The 16,813-nt window shown below is 39.7% G+C and carries 14 protein-coding genes and 1 pseudogene; 11 read left to right on the top strand and 4 right to left on the bottom strand.

The features are described from left to right. Positions 1–51: 51 nt before the first annotated feature. The 4 genes from lipA to ANA_RS11625 all read left to right on the top strand — a co-directional run bounded on the left by lipA (position 52) and on the right by ANA_RS11625 (position 4,370). Complete coding sequence (gene lipA, locus ANA_RS11640) at positions 52–921, top strand: lipoyl synthase (RefSeq protein ID WP_015080259.1); 870 nt, start codon at positions 52–54, stop codon at positions 919–921. A gap of 80 nt (positions 922–1,001) precedes the next feature. After that, entirely contained in the window at positions 1,002–1,973 is a 972-nt protein-coding gene (locus ANA_RS11635; RefSeq protein ID WP_015080258.1) for an NAD(P)H-dependent glycerol-3-phosphate dehydrogenase, read from the top strand. Between the two features lie 546 nt (positions 1,974–2,519). Next, positions 2,520–3,755, top strand: coding sequence for an RNA polymerase sigma factor SigC (gene sigC / locus ANA_RS11630; RefSeq protein ID WP_015080257.1), 1,236 nt, complete (start codon positions 2,520–2,522; stop codon positions 3,753–3,755). 159 nt (positions 3,756–3,914) lie between these two features. Continuing rightward, positions 3,915–4,370, top strand: coding sequence for a Fur family transcriptional regulator (locus tag ANA_RS11625; RefSeq protein WP_015080256.1), 456 nt, complete (start codon positions 3,915–3,917; stop codon positions 4,368–4,370). A 268-nt stretch (positions 4,371–4,638) separates the two neighbouring features. Here ANA_RS11625 and ANA_RS11620 read toward each other — a convergent pair whose 3' ends face one another. Both ANA_RS11620 and cobN read right to left on the bottom strand, forming a co-directional pair. Further along, entirely contained in the window at positions 4,639–5,676 is a 1,038-nt protein-coding gene (locus ANA_RS11620; protein ID WP_015080255.1) for a peptidoglycan-binding domain-containing protein, read from the bottom strand. Between the two features lie 19 nt (positions 5,677–5,695). Beyond that, the gene (gene cobN, locus ANA_RS11615) at positions 5,696–9,469 is read right to left on the bottom strand and encodes a cobaltochelatase subunit CobN (RefSeq protein WP_015080254.1); all 3,774 of its coding nucleotides are present in this window, start codon (positions 9,467–9,469) and stop codon (positions 5,696–5,698) included. 171 nt (positions 9,470–9,640) lie between these two features. Between cobN and ANA_RS11610 the strand changes: the two genes are divergently transcribed. Continuing rightward, positions 9,641–10,495 (top strand): transposase, encoded by an 855-nt coding sequence (locus ANA_RS11610; protein ID WP_015080253.1) that lies wholly within the window; start codon positions 9,641–9,643, stop codon positions 10,493–10,495. Between the two features lie 93 nt (positions 10,496–10,588). Here ANA_RS11610 and ANA_RS27680 read toward each other — a convergent pair. Then, positions 10,589–11,173, bottom strand: a pseudogene (locus ANA_RS27680) (macro domain-containing protein). A gap of 300 nt (positions 11,174–11,473) precedes the next feature. Here ANA_RS27680 and ANA_RS27675 point away from each other — a divergent pair. The 6 genes from ANA_RS27675 to ANA_RS11580 all read left to right on the top strand — a co-directional run bounded on the left by ANA_RS27675 (position 11,474) and on the right by ANA_RS11580 (position 15,534). Next, positions 11,474–11,626, top strand: a complete 153-nt coding sequence (locus tag ANA_RS27675; RefSeq protein ID WP_235081816.1) for a hypothetical protein — start codon at positions 11,474–11,476, stop codon at positions 11,624–11,626. An 11-nt stretch (positions 11,627–11,637) separates the two neighbouring features. Then, positions 11,638–11,913: a hypothetical protein gene (locus ANA_RS11595; RefSeq protein ID WP_015080252.1), complete on the top strand. Its 276-nt coding sequence runs from the start codon at positions 11,638–11,640 to the stop codon at positions 11,911–11,913. Then, positions 11,910–12,047, top strand: coding sequence for a hypothetical protein (locus tag ANA_RS26560; protein ID WP_158310525.1), 138 nt, complete (start codon positions 11,910–11,912; stop codon positions 12,045–12,047). The genes ANA_RS11595 and ANA_RS26560 overlap by 4 nt, the downstream gene beginning before the upstream one ends. A 35-nt stretch (positions 12,048–12,082) precedes the next feature. Then, positions 12,083–12,751: an N-acetylmannosamine-6-phosphate 2-epimerase gene (locus tag ANA_RS11590; RefSeq protein WP_015080251.1), complete on the top strand. Its 669-nt coding sequence runs from the start codon at positions 12,083–12,085 to the stop codon at positions 12,749–12,751. 375 nt (positions 12,752–13,126) lie between these two features. Then, entirely contained in the window at positions 13,127–14,242 is a 1,116-nt protein-coding gene (locus ANA_RS11585; RefSeq protein WP_015080250.1) for a cysteine synthase family protein, read from the top strand. Further along, complete coding sequence (locus ANA_RS11580) at positions 14,239–15,534, top strand: hypothetical protein (protein WP_015080249.1); 1,296 nt, start codon at positions 14,239–14,241, stop codon at positions 15,532–15,534. The genes ANA_RS11585 and ANA_RS11580 overlap by 4 nt, the downstream gene beginning before the upstream one ends. Here the strand turns inward: ANA_RS11580 and rppB are convergent. Next, positions 15,494–16,813 (bottom strand): two-component system sensor histidine kinase RppB, encoded by a 1,320-nt coding sequence (gene rppB, locus ANA_RS11575; RefSeq protein ID WP_015080248.1) that lies wholly within the window; start codon positions 16,811–16,813, stop codon positions 15,494–15,496. The two genes, ANA_RS11580 and rppB, sit on opposite strands and share 41 nt — an antisense overlap.

Genomic DNA, 16,813 nt, shown 5'->3' with positions numbered 1-16,813 from the left:
TCTTTGCTTGCTACCATAAGATTTGTATAACTAAAATGGTAAAAGTAGACTGTGACTGTAAAACCAGACTGGTTGCGAGTAAAAGCGCCTCAATGGGAGCGTGTTGGTAACGTTAAAGAAATTTTGCGGGATTTAGCCCTGAATACCGTTTGCGAAGAGGCTTCCTGTCCCAATATTGGGGAATGCTTCAACGCGGGTACTGCCACATTTTTGATTATGGGTCCAGCTTGCACCAGGGCTTGTCCTTACTGTGATATTGATTTTGAAAAGAAACCCCAAGCATTAGATCCCACCGAACCGACACGACTAGCAGAAGCAGTGCGGCGAATGCAGCTTAATCACGTCGTGATTACTTCCGTTAACCGAGATGATTTACCTGATGGTGGTGCATCTCAATTTGTCCACTGTATTAATGCTATTCATGAAGTTTCGCCTCATACAACAATAGAAGTATTAATTCCCGACTTATGCGGTAATTGGCAAGCTTTAGAAATCATTCTCCAAGCTAAACCAGAAGTAATTAACCACAACACAGAAACCATCTCCCGCTTATATCGCCGTGTGCGTCCCCAAGGAAATTATGAGCGGACAATGGAATTATTACAGCGCTCGCGCCAAATTTCTCCCAGCACTTACACCAAATCTGGTATTATGGTCGGCTTGGGTGAAACAGATGCAGAAATTTGCCAAGTCATGGAAGACCTACGAAGAGTAGATTGTGATATTTTGACAATTGGGCAATATCTCCAACCCAGTCAAAAACACTTACAAGTATCTGATTTTGTAACACCTGAGCAATTTGCCGCCTGGCAAACTTTTGGGGAAGAACTAGGATTTTTACAAGTTGTTTCTTCACCCTTGACAAGAAGCTCCTATCATGCAGAACAAGTCAGAGAATTAATGAAACGTTATCCCAGATAGTCAGTTGTTCGTTGTCAGTGGTCAGTGGTCAGTTGTTCTACCCCAATCACCAATCACCAATCACCAATTACCAATCACCAATGACCAATCACCAATTACCAAATTCAAAATCTGTCGTTATTCTTGGTGCGGGGGCTTGGGGTGCAGCCTTGGCTAAATTAGCAGCTATTAATGATTATCAGGTGCATTTATGGTCACGTTCTGACTCGCAACCTCTAGAAAAAGTATTAGAAAATAAAAATGCTCAAATAGTCTTGTCGGCTATTTCTATGAAAGGGGTCAGAGATGTGGCCTCTATGGTGCAATCTTGCCCCCTGTCTCCACAGACAATCTTTGTGACTGCAACTAAGGGACTAGAACCACACACTACATACACACCTTCGCAAATTTGGCAAGCAGCTTTTCCTAATTCTCCTGTTGTGGTCTTATCGGGTCCGAATTTATCCCAGGAAATTGCCCAGGAATTACCAGCAGCAACGGTAGTAGCGAGTAAAAATACCAAAGCTGCCCAAACAGTCCAATTGGTATTTTCCTCCAGTCGCTTTCGTGTCTATACTAACCCTGACCCTGTGGGCGTAGAATTAGGAGGAACACTGAAAAATGTGATAGCGATCGCCGCTGGTGTATGTGATGGGTTACACTTAGGCACAAATGCCAAAGCTGCCCTAGTCACCCGTGGGTTAACCGAAATGGTACGAATCGGTAATACTTTAGGTGCGAAAACGGAAACATTTTATGGTTTATCTGGTCTAGGGGACTTATTAGCAACCTGCAACAGCCCTTTAAGCCGTAATTATCAAGTTGGTTATCAATTAGCCAATGGACAAACGCTGCCTGGAGTTCTGGCAAATCTTCCAGGTACAGCCGAAGGTGTGAACACTTGTCGGGTATTAATGGAAATTGCCCAACAACGAGGTATTGCTATTCCCATTACTGAACAAGTTTATCAACTACTTGAAGGAGCAGTTACACCCAGACAAGCGTTAGATAAACTGATGATCCGAGATATCAAACCTGAATTTGATAATTTTCCCACAGAACAAATCTGGTAAATAAGGGAGAAATGCTGACAGGATAAGGTGTCCAATTAAAATTAAATGACTACCGCAAAATCCCTAGAAAAAATTTGTCAAATTGTCAGGAAATTACTTTTTGAGTGATGTAAATATGACTATGTAGTTTATAAACATCATCATAATTAGAAGTGAGTTTATAATCAGTTAAAAAAATAACCGTTAATATTCCTAAGCATGGTATTATTGACCAGTTAAATCATAATTGAAAATCTGGCTAAAGATTTCCATAGCTATTTGTTTAATCACACGGATACTAGCAACAAACGACTCATTGAAAATGTATTATTTCAAACTAGTAAACTGTGACGAAAATAACTATCCAGTTAAAACAGTCCAAAAGTTGATAAATTAAGTTTTCTCCTCTCCTCCGCGCTTGGACTAGTACAAAGTTTTGCAAAGAATTGTACATCGAAACCCAAACCGTGTTATTTGATGACGAGTTACGGAATAGCAACAGTTGATTAGATAACCGTAATTTTAGCTAACCATAATCTATTGTTACCTGGAGTAATTTGAGACATCATGCCAGCAACATCCTTTTATAAAAATGCCGCCCACGACGGGCAAAATCCTAGTCCACCTTTGGAGATTGAAATCAATAATGATGATGATTTGCCAGATTTAGACATGGCTGCGATTGAATCTGATTTAGCTTTAGCCGCGCAAAGTACCAGACGCAGTACCGACTTAGTGCGTCTCTATCTGCAAGAAATTGGCCGAGTCCGGTTATTGGGACGAGATGAAGAAGTTGCTGAAGCCCAAAAAGTACAGCGATACTTACGAATGCGATTAATGCTTAGTGCTGCTGCTGCTGAAGGAGATGCTGTAATTATCCCCTATTCGCGGTTAATGGAGGTACAGGAGCGGTTGAAAGCGGAATTAGGACACCGCCCTTCTTTAGAACGGTGGGCGACTACTGCGGGCATAAGTTTACCTGATCTTAAACCTACCCTAGCCAATGGCAAAAGACGCTGGGCCGAAATTGCTAATTTAACAGTAGAAGAACTAGAACAAGTTCAAACTCAAGGACTGCAAGCCAAATCCCACATGATTAAGGCGAATTTGCGTTTAGTGGTATCTGTCGCTAAAAAGTATCAAAATCGGGGTTTGGAATTGTTGGATTTGGTTCAAGAAGGGACTTTAGGTTTAGAACGAGCCGTGGAGAAATTTGACCCCACCAAGGGCTATCGTTTTAGTACCTATGCTTACTGGTGGATTCGTCAAGGTATTACCAGGGCGATCGCTACTTCTAGCCGGACTATTCGCCTGCCTGTTCATATTACCGAAAAGCTCAACAAAATTAAAAAGGCGCAACGGAAAATTGCCCAAGAAAAAGGTCGTACCCCGACTTTAGAAGACCTGGGAATTGAGTTAGATATGACACCTGCCCAAGTCCGGGAAGTATTATTGAGAGTTCCTCGTTCTGTGTCTTTAGAAACCAAGGTAGGGAAGGATAAAGATACTGAATTAGGAGAATTGTTAGAGACTGATACGATTACTCCAGAGGAGATGTTAATGCGGGAATCTTTACATAAAGATTTGCATAGTCTTCTAGATGATTTAACTGGTCGGGAACGTGATGTGATTTTAATGCGCTTTGGCTTATCCGATGGTCATGCTTACTCTTTAGCAGAAATTGGCCGCGCCCTTGATTTATCACGGGAAAGAGTCAGACAAATTGAATCCAAGGCTTTGCAAAAACTCCGCCAACCCAAGCGCCGTAACCTAGTCCGCGACTATCTAGAGTCATTAAGTTAGGAGGCAGAAGGCAGGGGGCAGGAGGCAGGAGGCAATAGAAAGATATTTTCTACTGACAACTGACAATCAGCAAATATTCTCAATAGGCAATGATTGTTGCAAATCAACCCCAACATTTGTTATATTCTCAATTAATGAGCTTTGTTGAGAAAATTTAGTATGACTGTCTACACAACTGGTTCACTCAAGGCGGAATTAAACGACCGTGGCTGGCGTTTAACTCCACAACGCGAAACAATTCTGCATATTTTTCAAGAACTCCCCCAAGGTGAGCATTTAAGCGCAGAGGATCTATATCATCGCTTAGAAGCTGACAGTGAAGGAATTAGTTTATCAACTATTTATCGCACTTTAAAGTTGATGGCGAGAATGGGGATTTTGCGGGAGTTGGAATTAGGTGAAGGGCATAAACATTATGAAATTAATCAGCCTTATCCCCATCACCATCATCACTTAATTTGTGTCCGCTGTAATGCGACTATTGAGTTTAAAAATGACTCAATTTTAAAGATTGGCGGAAAAACAGCCCAAAAAGAAGGTTTCCATTTATTAGATTGTCAAATGACAATTCATGCTGTATGTCCTAAGTGCCAAAGGGCATTAATGCCTATTTAGATAACTAGGAACTTGGTATTATAGGGTTCCTTTTAGGAACTACGGTCAGAAACGGTAAGTTCTACCGAGATTGCCTGTGGAGCGGAAAAACCTCTTATAAGCCATTCTAAGACCGTGATGAAGCAGGAAGTAAACACTAAGGTTATCGCTGTCCAGATGTGTCTAGACTTTGGTAATTTTGGGTAAGTTTTATAGAACGGATAGACATCTGCAATTTTGGAAGATGAATCAAGTAGTGCGGGAATCTAACTGCATTGAAAAAGCGGGATTAAAAACTTCCGCTTTTAACATCTTTAAGGCTGATACCATAAAATTCTTGAGCGCGACTAATTGCTTTTTTGGTATCAGATGCCATCATGCCGTTGATTTGACCTTTATAGAAACCTTTTTCATGTAGTCGTCTTTGAATTTCTAAAGTGGTAAAATCACTTTTGGCAGAATTTTTAACTAAACTATATAACTTAGAACGGGTGGTTTGTCCAGCCATACCACTAGCTTCTAGTTTGTGCTGTTTTTGAAAGCGATTTACAGCATCAACTGTGTTAGAACCATAGTAACCATTGGGCTGATTTTTTAAGAATCCGGCTATGATTAATTGTTCTTGGAGAATTCTGACGGCTTCACCGCGATCGCCTAAACTAAGTGTATCTTGATTATCTGATTTTTGGGAAGTAGTTATGTCATTTTCATCAGTCACCGCTGGTAATTTCGCTAATGTGGATTTACCAACAATGCCATCAACTGTGAGGTTATAAGCTTTTTGGAATCGTTTGACAGATTCTTGAGTAATTGGACCAAAAATCCCTGTGGAATTGCCATAATAGAAACCAGCGATTTTCAAGCGTTCTTGTAAAACTTTGACATCGGCACCTTCATCACCTTTAACAAAGAAATTGGGGTTTTTGCGTTTGTTGCTTACAGAAATGATATTATGTGGCGTAGTGAGGGTTGTAGGGGCTGTACTGATAAATTGTTTGTTGCTTTTTTCAACCTGAGATGTCGAATTTTGTGCTAGATTTTTCACAACATCACCGTTATTTTCGGTTTCAACCTGAGATGTCGAATTTTGTTCTAGATTTTTAACAACATCACCGTTATTTTCGCTTTCGAGTGCGAAAACACTACTAACACTATTAAGAATAGATAAAGTCAGAACCAGGGGAATCATGTATTTCCACGCATTGCTGGAAAAGAGTTGCCAATTTGGTGCTGCTGCTTTTTTGAATAAAGAACTGAGAGATATTAACTCAGTGGTTTCTATGTCTTCATTGGCAAAGGCTAAATGTAAATACGCAAGGTTTTCCATGTTCGTTTCCTAAATTAAATTATTTTTCTTCGATAGTTGCTTCCGCCTGATGGACTAAATTGCGGAGATTTTCTAAAGTTTGTATACTTACATCTTGCCATAACCCGCGCTGATTTGCTTCTAGTAGTCTTTCTGCAATATCGCGTAATGCCCAAGGATTTTTATCTTGGATAAATTCACAAACGGCAGCATCTTCTAAATATGCTTCAACAACACCTTGATACATATAATCTTCAACACATTGGGCGGTAGCATCGTAAGCGAAGAGAAAATCTACGGTTGCAGCCATTTCAAATGCACCTTTATAACCATGACGCATAACTCCAGCTATCCATTTAGGATTAACCACGCGAGAACGATAAACCCTGGCAATTTCTGAACTAAGTTGACGGACTTTGGGCTGGGATGTGTTGGAATTATCACCAAAATAAGTTTCAGGATTTTTACCTTGAAGAGAACGCACCGCTGCGGTTAAACCACCCTGAAATTGATAATAATCGTCGGAATCGAGTAAATCATGTTCTCGATTGTCTTGATTATGCAGGACAATTTGCATTTGCTTCAAGCGTTGTTCAAAAGCTTCCACATTATTGCTCCCTGTTTCCTGACTAGAGGAGTAGGCGTAAGCACTCCAATTTGTGTAAGCTTGGGCTAAGTCCTGATCATTTTCCCAGTTTTGGGAGGCCATTAGTCCTTGGAGTCCTGCACCATAAGCCCCTGGTTTTGAACCAAAAACGCGATATTGCGATCGCTCGGCTGCTACTTCTAAAGATAAACCTTCTTGAGTCCATTGTTCAGTTTCTTTGCGAACTGTATCTGCTAGAGGATTTTGATCTGCTGGTTCATCTAAAGCCGAAACCGCTTTCACAGCTTGATCAAATAAGGTGATTAAATTAGGAAAAGCATCCCGGAAAAAGCCAGAAATTCTCAGGGTGACATCCACACGGGGACGACCGACAATGGATAAAGGTAAAATTTCAAAATCTACTACTCGTCGCGCTGCACCATCCCAAACGGGTTGAACACCAAGTAAAGCTAAAGCTTCGGCTATATCATCACCACCAGTCCGCATGGTAGCTGTCCCCCACAGGGATAAACCCAGGGTTTTGGGATATTCTCCATGTTCTTGGGTGTAGGTTTCAATCAGGGTTTCAGCGGCTTTTCTGCCAATATCCCAGGCAGTTTCTGTGGGTATGGCGCGAATATCAACAGCGTAAAAGTTTTTACCTGTGGGCAGGACTTCGGGGCGGCCGCGGGTGGGTGCGCCAGAAGCACCGCTCTTGACGTATTTGCCATCAAGTCCCCGTAATAGGTTGGTGGTTTCTTCGCTGGTTTTTCGCAGGGCTGGGAGGAGTTTGTCGCTTATCCAATTTTGGGTTTCTGTTCCCTCGATTATTTGTTCTACTAAGTGGGCTGCTTCTATTTCTAGGAGTTCGATGACATCGCCGATGATATGACAGGATTTAAGTTTCGCGCAAAGGCGCAAAGGAGCAAAGTGGGTTATCGGTGGGGTGAAGGGGGTTGAGAGGTTGTCTGTGAGGGGGTCTATGTCTATTTGCCATTGTTTGGCGATCGCTCTGGTAATGCCGATATAATGGCGGTTGGGGATGCGGGCGATCGCTACTATTAAGTCTCGCAGTTGTGTTCCTTGGGGACATTGGCCGAATATGTGTAAGCCGTCACGGATTTGGGCTTCTTTGAGTTCGCACAAGTAACCGTCTAGGGAGTTTAAGATTAAGGTTTCAAAGTTGGTGATGTCTTTGGGGTTGGTAATTCCTAAGTCTTTATATAGGTTTTCTTTGATGACTAATTCTTGAATACGATCTCGTATTGTTGGTAAACGGGAAGGATCTAAACTTTCGGCTTCGTAATATTCATCAATTAGGTTTTCTACCTGTTGCAATGGTCCATATAATTGGGCGCGGGTCATTGGTGGGGTTAAATGATCAATTATTACGGCTTGGGCGCGTCTTTTTGCCTGTGAACCTTCTCCTGGATCATTAACAATAAATGGATATAAATGGGGCATTGGTCCCAAGGCAATTTCTGGATAACAAGTATTAGATAAAGCGACACTTTTTCCCGGTAGCCATTCTAAGTTGCCATGTTTGCCGACATGAACTATGGCATCAGCATGAAAAGATTCTCGTACCCAATAATAAAAGGCTAAATAATTATGAGTTGGTTCTAAATCTGGCGCATGATAATTTAAACTAGGGTCGAGATCATAACCTCTTGATGGTTGAATACCGACGAAAACATTACCAAATTGAATTCCAGAAATGGGAAATGGTGATTGGTGATTGGTGATTGGTGATTGGGAAAAATTTTCTCCCCAACGTTCGATAATTTGTTTTTGAATGTTTATAGGTAGGGTAGAAAAATAGTTTTTATATTCTGTTGTTGATAAACTTTGGTTGATTGGTTTCCAATCTTTTCCTTCTGGATCATTGGTAACGCTGGATGTGAGAATTTGAATTAATTCGTCTCCGGTTTCGGGAATACTTCGACTTCGCTCAGTACAAGTATTTCCCAGTTCATAACCAGCTAATTTTAAAGCTTTGAGAATTTCTACACAACTGGCAGGAGTGTCCAATCCTACGCCGTTGGCGAGGCGGCCGTTGGTGTTGGGGTAATTTGCTAAAATTAGGGCTATGCGGCGTTCTTGGGGCTGTTTTACCCGCAATCGTACCCAGTTTGCAGCCAGTTGGGCGACAAATTCAATGCGATCGCTCACAGGTTCATAAACTACGACATCGGTTTCTAGTTTATGATTCCGAGTTTGCAAAGTTTTGAAAGACACAGCCCGGCTAATAATTCTCCCGTCTACTTCTGGTAATGCCACATTTATCGCCATATCACGGGGTGTTAAACCTTGTGATTGTGATTCCCATTGTTCAACGGAACTAGCGGAAAGAATTACTTGTAAAACAGGTACATTTAATTTTTCCCAAATTTCAGTTTGTGGTGTTTCTGTTTCTAAACTTGCTAGGGAAAAGCTGGTAGTATTCATCAATAAACTAACATGATTATTATTTTCTTCTGCAAACAATTCACATAACTTATCGCTGACACCAGGTTCACGTAATGAAGAAACAAAAACAGGTACAGGTTGTAAATTTTTCTCTATTAAAGCATTACACAAAGCATCAATAACTTTGGTATTTCCTGCTAAATAATGAGCGCGATAAAACAAAATCCCAACTTTAGGCTGATTCTTTCTTTCTTCTTCTTTCTTCTCCTGACTCTTCTCATACAATCCCACGCGGGGAACAGATTGGGGTGCTGGTGGATTAAATGCTGTTGATAGGACTGTATCAGTGATAAATTGCAACGCGTTGAAGAAATTTTCTATGCCACCTTCTTGAAAGTATTGCCAAATTTTCTGAACAATTTCTTGAGAAACTGTAGATTTGGAAATAAGATCAGGATCAAATCCGTCATCCCCTGGCATCACAATCAAAGTTGTGCCATTACGTTGGACAATTTCCTGGACTACTTCTAAACCATAAGCCCAGTAGGAACTTCCTCCTATGAGACGAAGCACAATTATTTGGGCAGATTCTAAAACTTGCTCACCATAAGCATCTATACTTATTTGTTGCTGTAGTTGTAATAAGTTGGCTACTCGAAGTTCAGGGAATTGACTAGGTAATTTGGGAACTACAGCCGCTAGGGTTTGAATATCAGTATCGGCTGCTGTAATCAACACGAAAGGGGCGGGAGTTTGTTCGAGGAAAAATAAACCTTCAGACTGATTTAATCCGCCTGGTGTGGCGCTGATTCTGTGCATAGTTGGTAATTAATAATGGAAATTTTGAGTTTAAAACTTGGGCTTTTTTACGTTATTTTTAAATAAGGCAATAAATAAATTCATCAGTAAATATTAGTTTAACATTGATAACAGCTTGCAAATTTATCTGATAAATTTAAAACCATACTCAGTAATTTATAGTAATCCCTGATGGTCAAAAAAGCCGATATCAGCACTAAAAAATTAATCAGCCTCAGTCCCGAAAATTGGGTAAAATGGGTGACACAAATCCCCGACATTACCACCGGAGAAATTCTTAATTCCGAATTTCAATGGATAAGCAGAGAAAGTGATGTATTAGTCAAAGCCACCAGTCCCCAGTACGGCGAATTCCTTGTTCTCAATGAGTTACAATTACGGTATAAGCCAGAAATGCCCAAAAGAATGCGGGCTTATGCGGCATTAGCAGAGGAAAAATATGATCTTCCCACATACCCTGTATTAATTAACATTCTCAAAGAAAGTGAAACAGAAATTCCCAAACGCTATGAATCAGAGTTTGCTGGCTTACAAGCGCGACAAGACTATCATGTGATAAATCTTTGGAAAGTTGATGTAAAAATAGCTTTGAGTCAACCTATTCCCTCGCTGCTTCCCTTTGTACCAATTCTCAAAGGTGGTGGAGAAGAATCAACAGTTAGACAAGCATTGCAAATGCTTCGTGCTGATGAAAAATTAAGCCAGTTGGAAACAGTTATGGCTTTTTTTGCTACCTTCGTATTAGATAGCGCCTTAGTTCAACAAATTATGAGGTGGGATATGGCAATATTACAAGAGTCTCCTTGGTATCAACAGATTTTCAGAGAAGGTGAAAAACGGGGTGAAAGACAAGCTATACTGTCATCTATTGAACTAAGTTTAGAGATAAAATTTAGTCAAGAAGGTTTACAATTTATGCCCAAAATATCACAGGTTGCTGATTTAGAACGGTTAAAAAACATCCAAAGGAGCATTTTAACTGTCAATAGTCTTGATGAATTGCGGGAATTTATGCAAAGAAATTAAACTTCTGCTTTCACATTAGTATTCCCCCTTTGGTTGGGGGAATAATTTATATAGATATTAATTTAATGAACAAGCATCTCGGACATATAAAGCTCAAAAGCAAATTGACTTAATAAAGTCCTCAAGTTCATAAAAATCTATAGAATCTAAATCTTTTGGATAAATCATTAACGTCAGTTTTCTGGTAATAAATTCTCTTTTTGATGCCACTACGAATGAAGTTATTATCAGCTTAGATAGCTGCATTCGAGAAAAACCACTACGAGCCAGATCAGAACCTATAATTGGTATTACTACATCTGTCCCGTGGGATTTCAGACGAACTTCTTGCCAGAGGTTATCTAGCGAAGTTGAAATATAATCAGAATTTGACTTGACTGTTAAATTATTTCTCATCTATCCGTAGGCAGTTAGGAAATAGCGTTTTTCATAAGAACCAAGCGTGATTGTAGTGCCAATGGGATAACGCCAAGCTTTCCCACGTTTTTTATCAGGGTCTAAGTTGCGATTACCAATGTATTCTTGAAGAGCAGTTTCAATATCTACATCTAGCTCATCCTGTTTACCTTTGTAAATTTGTTTGAGAAATTGACCTTGAACGCTAGAGGATTTAATAATTTCTCCCAGTTCAGTATCAAAAACATCATTAGCTCCAATAACTATTAAAATTATTTTCATACCCGTAGTATTGGCAGCATTCCATTTATAACTTTGCTCTCTGATGATTTTTTCTTCTTTTTCAACATCTCTGGGACTAGCAATGATAACTCGATAAACTTTAGCTTCTACTGGCATATACAAGAGAGGATGAGATTATTATATAAATAATACACAAAATAGGTATTTACAATGAAATAAAATTTAAATAGTAGGTTTAGAGCTTATGTTCATGTACGACAATACAATTGACATACCACTATGCCAGCATATTTGTACTTTGGTGAAGACTAATTCTTTCTGAGTCGCGCCATTAAAAGAATGCGATCGCACAGTCTAGATCAACAATCGGTAAACTTTAACTATACAGAATACCCCCCAGAACCTAAAGAAGCCATTGAACAAGAAAGTCAGGTCACAGATGCTATAATTACATTATTCTGTGAAGAATTAGGAATTAAACCGCCGTTTTAATGGAGGATTTTATGCAAGTTAAAATTGAGTTACCTGATGAATTGGGAAAACAACTTTTGGAAATGCCTGATATGCAGCTATTAATACAGAAAGCTGTGGAAAAAATATTATTAGAAGAGCAAAGCAGACGAGCCACCCATGATTTATTAGTTGAACAGAGAGAATTGTTACACCAAACTAGCAATGATGAAATTTTGCCAATTACGCGATCGCTAGTTGGTATATTGAAAGGTTATCATGTTGATGTAGCAGACTATAAAAAACATTTAGAGGAGAAGTATCTTTGAAAATTGTATTTGATACCAATATTGTTCTTGATATTTTGCTAGAGCGTGAGCCTAAGGATTTTAAAACTGCTAGTTTGCCTATTTATAGTCCAACTGAATTACTAAGCATTATTCAAGAAATAAAGCATTACTGACAGTATTTTATTACAACTTTTAGACAATATCAAACATGACTAATTTACCAAAAGGATTAATCGTTTCCTGTCAAGCGCCTGTAAACTCCCCATTACATGATCCTTATGTAATTTCCGCAATGGCACAAGCAGCAGTGAATAATGGGGCTGTAGCAGTGAGAATTGACACACCTATTCATATCGAAGCGGTGCGGAAAAAAGTCCAAGTTCCCATTATCGGACTTTGGAAACAAATAATCACAGGTTCTGATGTTTATATTACACCACAGTTTCATCATGCTGTGGCCGTAGCTGAAGCAGGTGCTGATATTATTGCCATAGATGCTACTACTAGAAATCGTCCTGGTGATGAAAAGTTAGCAGATATTATTAATTTGATTCATCAGCAATTAAATCAGCCAGTTATGGCAGATGTAGATACCTATGAAGCTGCACAATTAGCTGTGAATGCAGGTGCAGATCTTGTGGGAACTACTCTATTTGGCTATACTGCCCAAACTAAAAATTTCTCTCCTCCTGGTTGGGAATTACTCACCCAAATCATCGAAAATCTTGATACTTTTGTGATTTGTGAAGGAGGTGTTTCTTCACCAGAAATGGCGAGAAAAGCCTTAGATTTGGGGGCTAATGCTGTGGTTGTGGGTGGGGCAATTACCGGAATTGATTTGTTAGTTAAAGCTTATATTTCTACATTAGAAAATTAAACTTACAGCACTTCCCGGTGTTATGAGGTACATATCTAGCGGGCAAGATGCCCGCACTACAAGAGTTTCATGATTCAACTTTGTACCTCATAAGAGCGGAAACTGCTGTATCTGTAAGAGTTTAGCAATGTTCATTGGTGTCAATTTAAGCTCAAATCTTTACCATATCTCGTTCCTAGACTCTGACTAGGAATGCAGTTGATGAGGCTCTGTCTCTAATCTTATTGAAGGCAGAGCCTTCTAGCCCACATTCCCAGCCAGAGACTGGGAACGAGATAACCCTCATTTCTCCGTGACCTCTGTGCCTCTGTGGTTCGTTATTCCCTGGCGTGTCTGATTTCATCTCTATTTCATCTAAGGTTGGCATCCTTAGAGATGAACAGTATTTGGTTATTAATGATGGTTACTTGCTCCCCAGAACTAACCCTGAAAACTAGCTTACCAGCATCACCGCTATTTGCCACGGTGACAGAAGCATTAGGTAAAGTTCCCATTGTCCGATTAAATCGAATTCACCCAAGTTGTGAAGATCATCATTTATATCTCAAACTAGAATCTTGTAATCCTGGTGGGAGTATTAAGGAAAAAAATGCGGCTTATCTGGTGAATGAAGCCGAAAAACAAGGTTTATTGCGCTCAGGTGGGACAATTGTTGAATCTAGTTCTGGTAACTTTGGGATTGGGTTAGCAATTGTAGGCGCAACTAAGGGATACAGGGTGATGATTGTGATTGATGCCAAAACCCCTGTAACAATGCGAAGAATGCTTACTGCTTATGGTGCAGAATTGGTAGAAGTGCCTTTGAGTGAGGCTGATAGTCAGGGTTCAATGCAGGTAGCAAGAATGGCAAAAGCCCAGGAATTAGCTGCAAATATTGCTGGTGCTTGGTATCCCTGTCAACATAAAAATCCTAGTAATACTGATGCCCATGCAATTTGGACAGCGCGGGAAATTGAAGCTGCTTTTGGCGGTGCGCCGGATGCTATAGTGATTGGAGTCAGTACAGCCGGACAGTTAGGCGGTATCAGTCGCTATTTTAAACGGTATTATCCCCAAACAAGAATTATCGGTGTAGATGTGGCAGGATCGGCAATTTTTGGGACTCCCAGACACCCCTATAAGATGACTGGACTGGGTTTATCTTTCGTTCCCCCCAATTTTGACCCGCAAATGTTAGACGCGGCTTATAGCGTGGATGATGGTTTGGCGTTTTCTGTTTGTCATGGTTTGGCTAAACAGGAAGGTATGCTTTTAGGTGCTTCCACTGGTGCAATTGTGGCTGCTGCTTTAGCAGATGCCCGAAGATTTACTAAACCCCAAACTATGTTACTACTTAATCCTGACCGGGGCGATCGCTATTTGGAAACAGTTTACAATGCCGATTGGTTAACAGCACAAAATATCAACATCCTTCAACATTCCCATCTCACCGCAGCAATTACTAATCTTCTACCTGTACCATTGGATATTGTTGGTAGGAGTCAAGAGTGAAATTACAAGAATCTCAATCAGTTAGTTTAGGGACTTTATGGCGGGAATTTTTGCCTTTATCCCTCAGTGATGTAACTATGGCCTGTGGTGATCCGATGATGACTACTACATTGGCTCATCTTCCTGATGCTCAAATTAACTTAGCGGCTGTAGGTATTGCTAAATCTTTGGCGATATTTTTTGAAAGTCCAATTATTATGATTTTGCACGCTGCTAATGCTTTAGCGGGTTCTCAAGATTCACGCAAGGCATTGTGGCGATTTACATTATTGGTAGGTGGAGGATTAACTTTTTTATTAAGTTTGTTGGGACTACCGATCATATTTAATTTTGTCGGTGTGAGTCTGTTGGGTATTCCCTCGGCAATGTTAGCTACAGTTAGTCAAGTATTATTACTAATGGGAGGTTGGCCATTTGCGATCGCTTGGCGGCGTTATTTTCAAGGACTATTAATTTATCATGGTCAGTCCGGTGCTGTGGCTAAAGCTAGTATTTGCAGGTTATTGACTTTAGCCGTAATCCTCACATTCGGGTTTTTCTACCAACTATCTGGGGGCGTAATTGCTGGCTTGGGACTTATGGGCGGGGTGATAGTCGAGGCTATCGTTGTGACAATTTTTGCCCGTCGCAGTGGGGCAATTTTACCACCACAAATAGAACAACCTAATTTACCCCGCAATTTAGCACAGGTATGGAAATTCTATCTCCCCCTAGCTAATTCGATGATGGTGGTTTGGGGCGGAAGGGCGATATTAATTAGCATTCTTGCCCGCGCTGAAGATTCGACAATTGCTATTGCTGCTTGGTCTGCGGCTTGGGGATTAGTTCTGGTAATTGCCAATTCTACCCGGATGGTACAGCAAATGGTGATTAAATATCGTCATCAAGTGAGCGATAAGCAATTACTGACTTTTGCTATGAGTGTGGGTGCTGCTTGTTCCAGCCTACTATTATTAATGAGTGTAACACCTATCGGCGATCGCATTGTCCAAAGTTTTATCGGCAATGATCTTACCTTAGCTAAAAGTATTAAACCTGTACTTTTGATTTGTGCAATTGTGCCATTATTTGTGGCCTTACAGAATGCAATTCAGGGGTTTTTAGTCAGTGAAAATCGGACAGGTCATGTGAATCTATCTACATGGTTGGGAACAGGAACTTTATTAATAATTTCCACTTTTGCTATTAACAAAGGTATGAATGGCGCAATGGCCGCTGCTATTGCCATGATTACATCTATGTTAGTTGAAATTAGCTGTTTACTTTGGAAAAGAGTGGCAAAATTACAGTAAATGTACTGCCATTATTTACATCACTTTGTACTTCTAATTTGCCTTTGTGATTTTGGACAATTGCTAAAGCGATCGCTAAACCTAATCCAGATCCTCCTGTATGACGAGAACGATCTGCATGAACTCGATAAAAGCGATTAAAAATGTGGGGAATATCTGAAGTAGGAATACCAATACCTGTATCTTTGATAGTAATTAAACCTTGATGATCATTAGTTGTCAGATTAATTTTTACTTCCCCAGATTCAGGAGTGTATTTAATAGCATTACTAACTAAATTCAACAACATTCGATAAATTTGACCTTCATTACCTTGAATATAGAAATAAGATTCAATCGGAATATTACTAGATAATAAAACTTGGGCATTCATGGCTACTGGCATTAATTCTTCTTCCACATCTGCCACTAAATCATTTAAACAAATTTCCTGCCATTTTGCTTCTTGTAAACCACTTTCTACCCTAGACAATAATAACAAATCCTGGGTTAAAGTTACTAATCTTTTGATTTGTCTCTCCAAAGCTTTTTGAGTTTCTTGATTAATTGAATTTGTTTCGACAATTGTTTGTAAAGATGTAATCGGAGTTCTTAATTCATGGGCTGCGTCAGCCGTAAATTTTTGTAATTGTTGATAGGATTTTTCAATTGGTCGCATAGCTAAACCTGCTAACCACCAACCAGCACCACCAATTAAGATCATAGAAAAGGGAACACCCAATCCTAATAACCAATGTAGACTATTCATATAGTCATTTAATCGTTGTATAGATCGCCCTACTTGTAAGTATCCCCACAATTGATTCCCTTTGATTTTTAAGGGCATTAAATGTAAATGATATAGTTCACCATTGCGATTTTGAATATCGTAAGAATGATGAATTTGTAGATTAGGAGGAAACTCATCGGGATTATTACCAATAGCTGCAATTACTTCTCCTGATAGTGTTAAAAACCGGAGATAATATCCTTCTGATAATAAACCCAGTAACTCTGATTCTGATTTAATTGGTAAACAAGATTTTTGTTTAAAACAAATTCCTGGCAAAGATTTCTGAGTTGTAATAGATAATTCTCCAGGAACTTTTAACTCTGTCTTTAATTTATCCTCAAATACCTTGCCAAAAACTTCTAACTCTCGATCAACAGTGCGAGTAAAAGCTTGAATCATCACAATATGAGCAACATAACCACATATTAATAAAGTTGCACCCATCACACCAGCATAGGTAAAGGCTAATTTTAACCGAGAATTATTAAAGATTGAATTATTATTCAT

This window comes from Anabaena sp. 90, from assembly GCF_000312705.1.
In the GTDB taxonomy this organism is placed as follows: Bacteria; Cyanobacteriota; Cyanobacteriia; order Cyanobacteriales; family Nostocaceae; genus Dolichospermum; species Dolichospermum lemmermannii.
The sequence above is the reverse complement of the archived record's forward strand: the minus strand, read 5'-3'. Positions and strand labels throughout refer to the sequence as shown.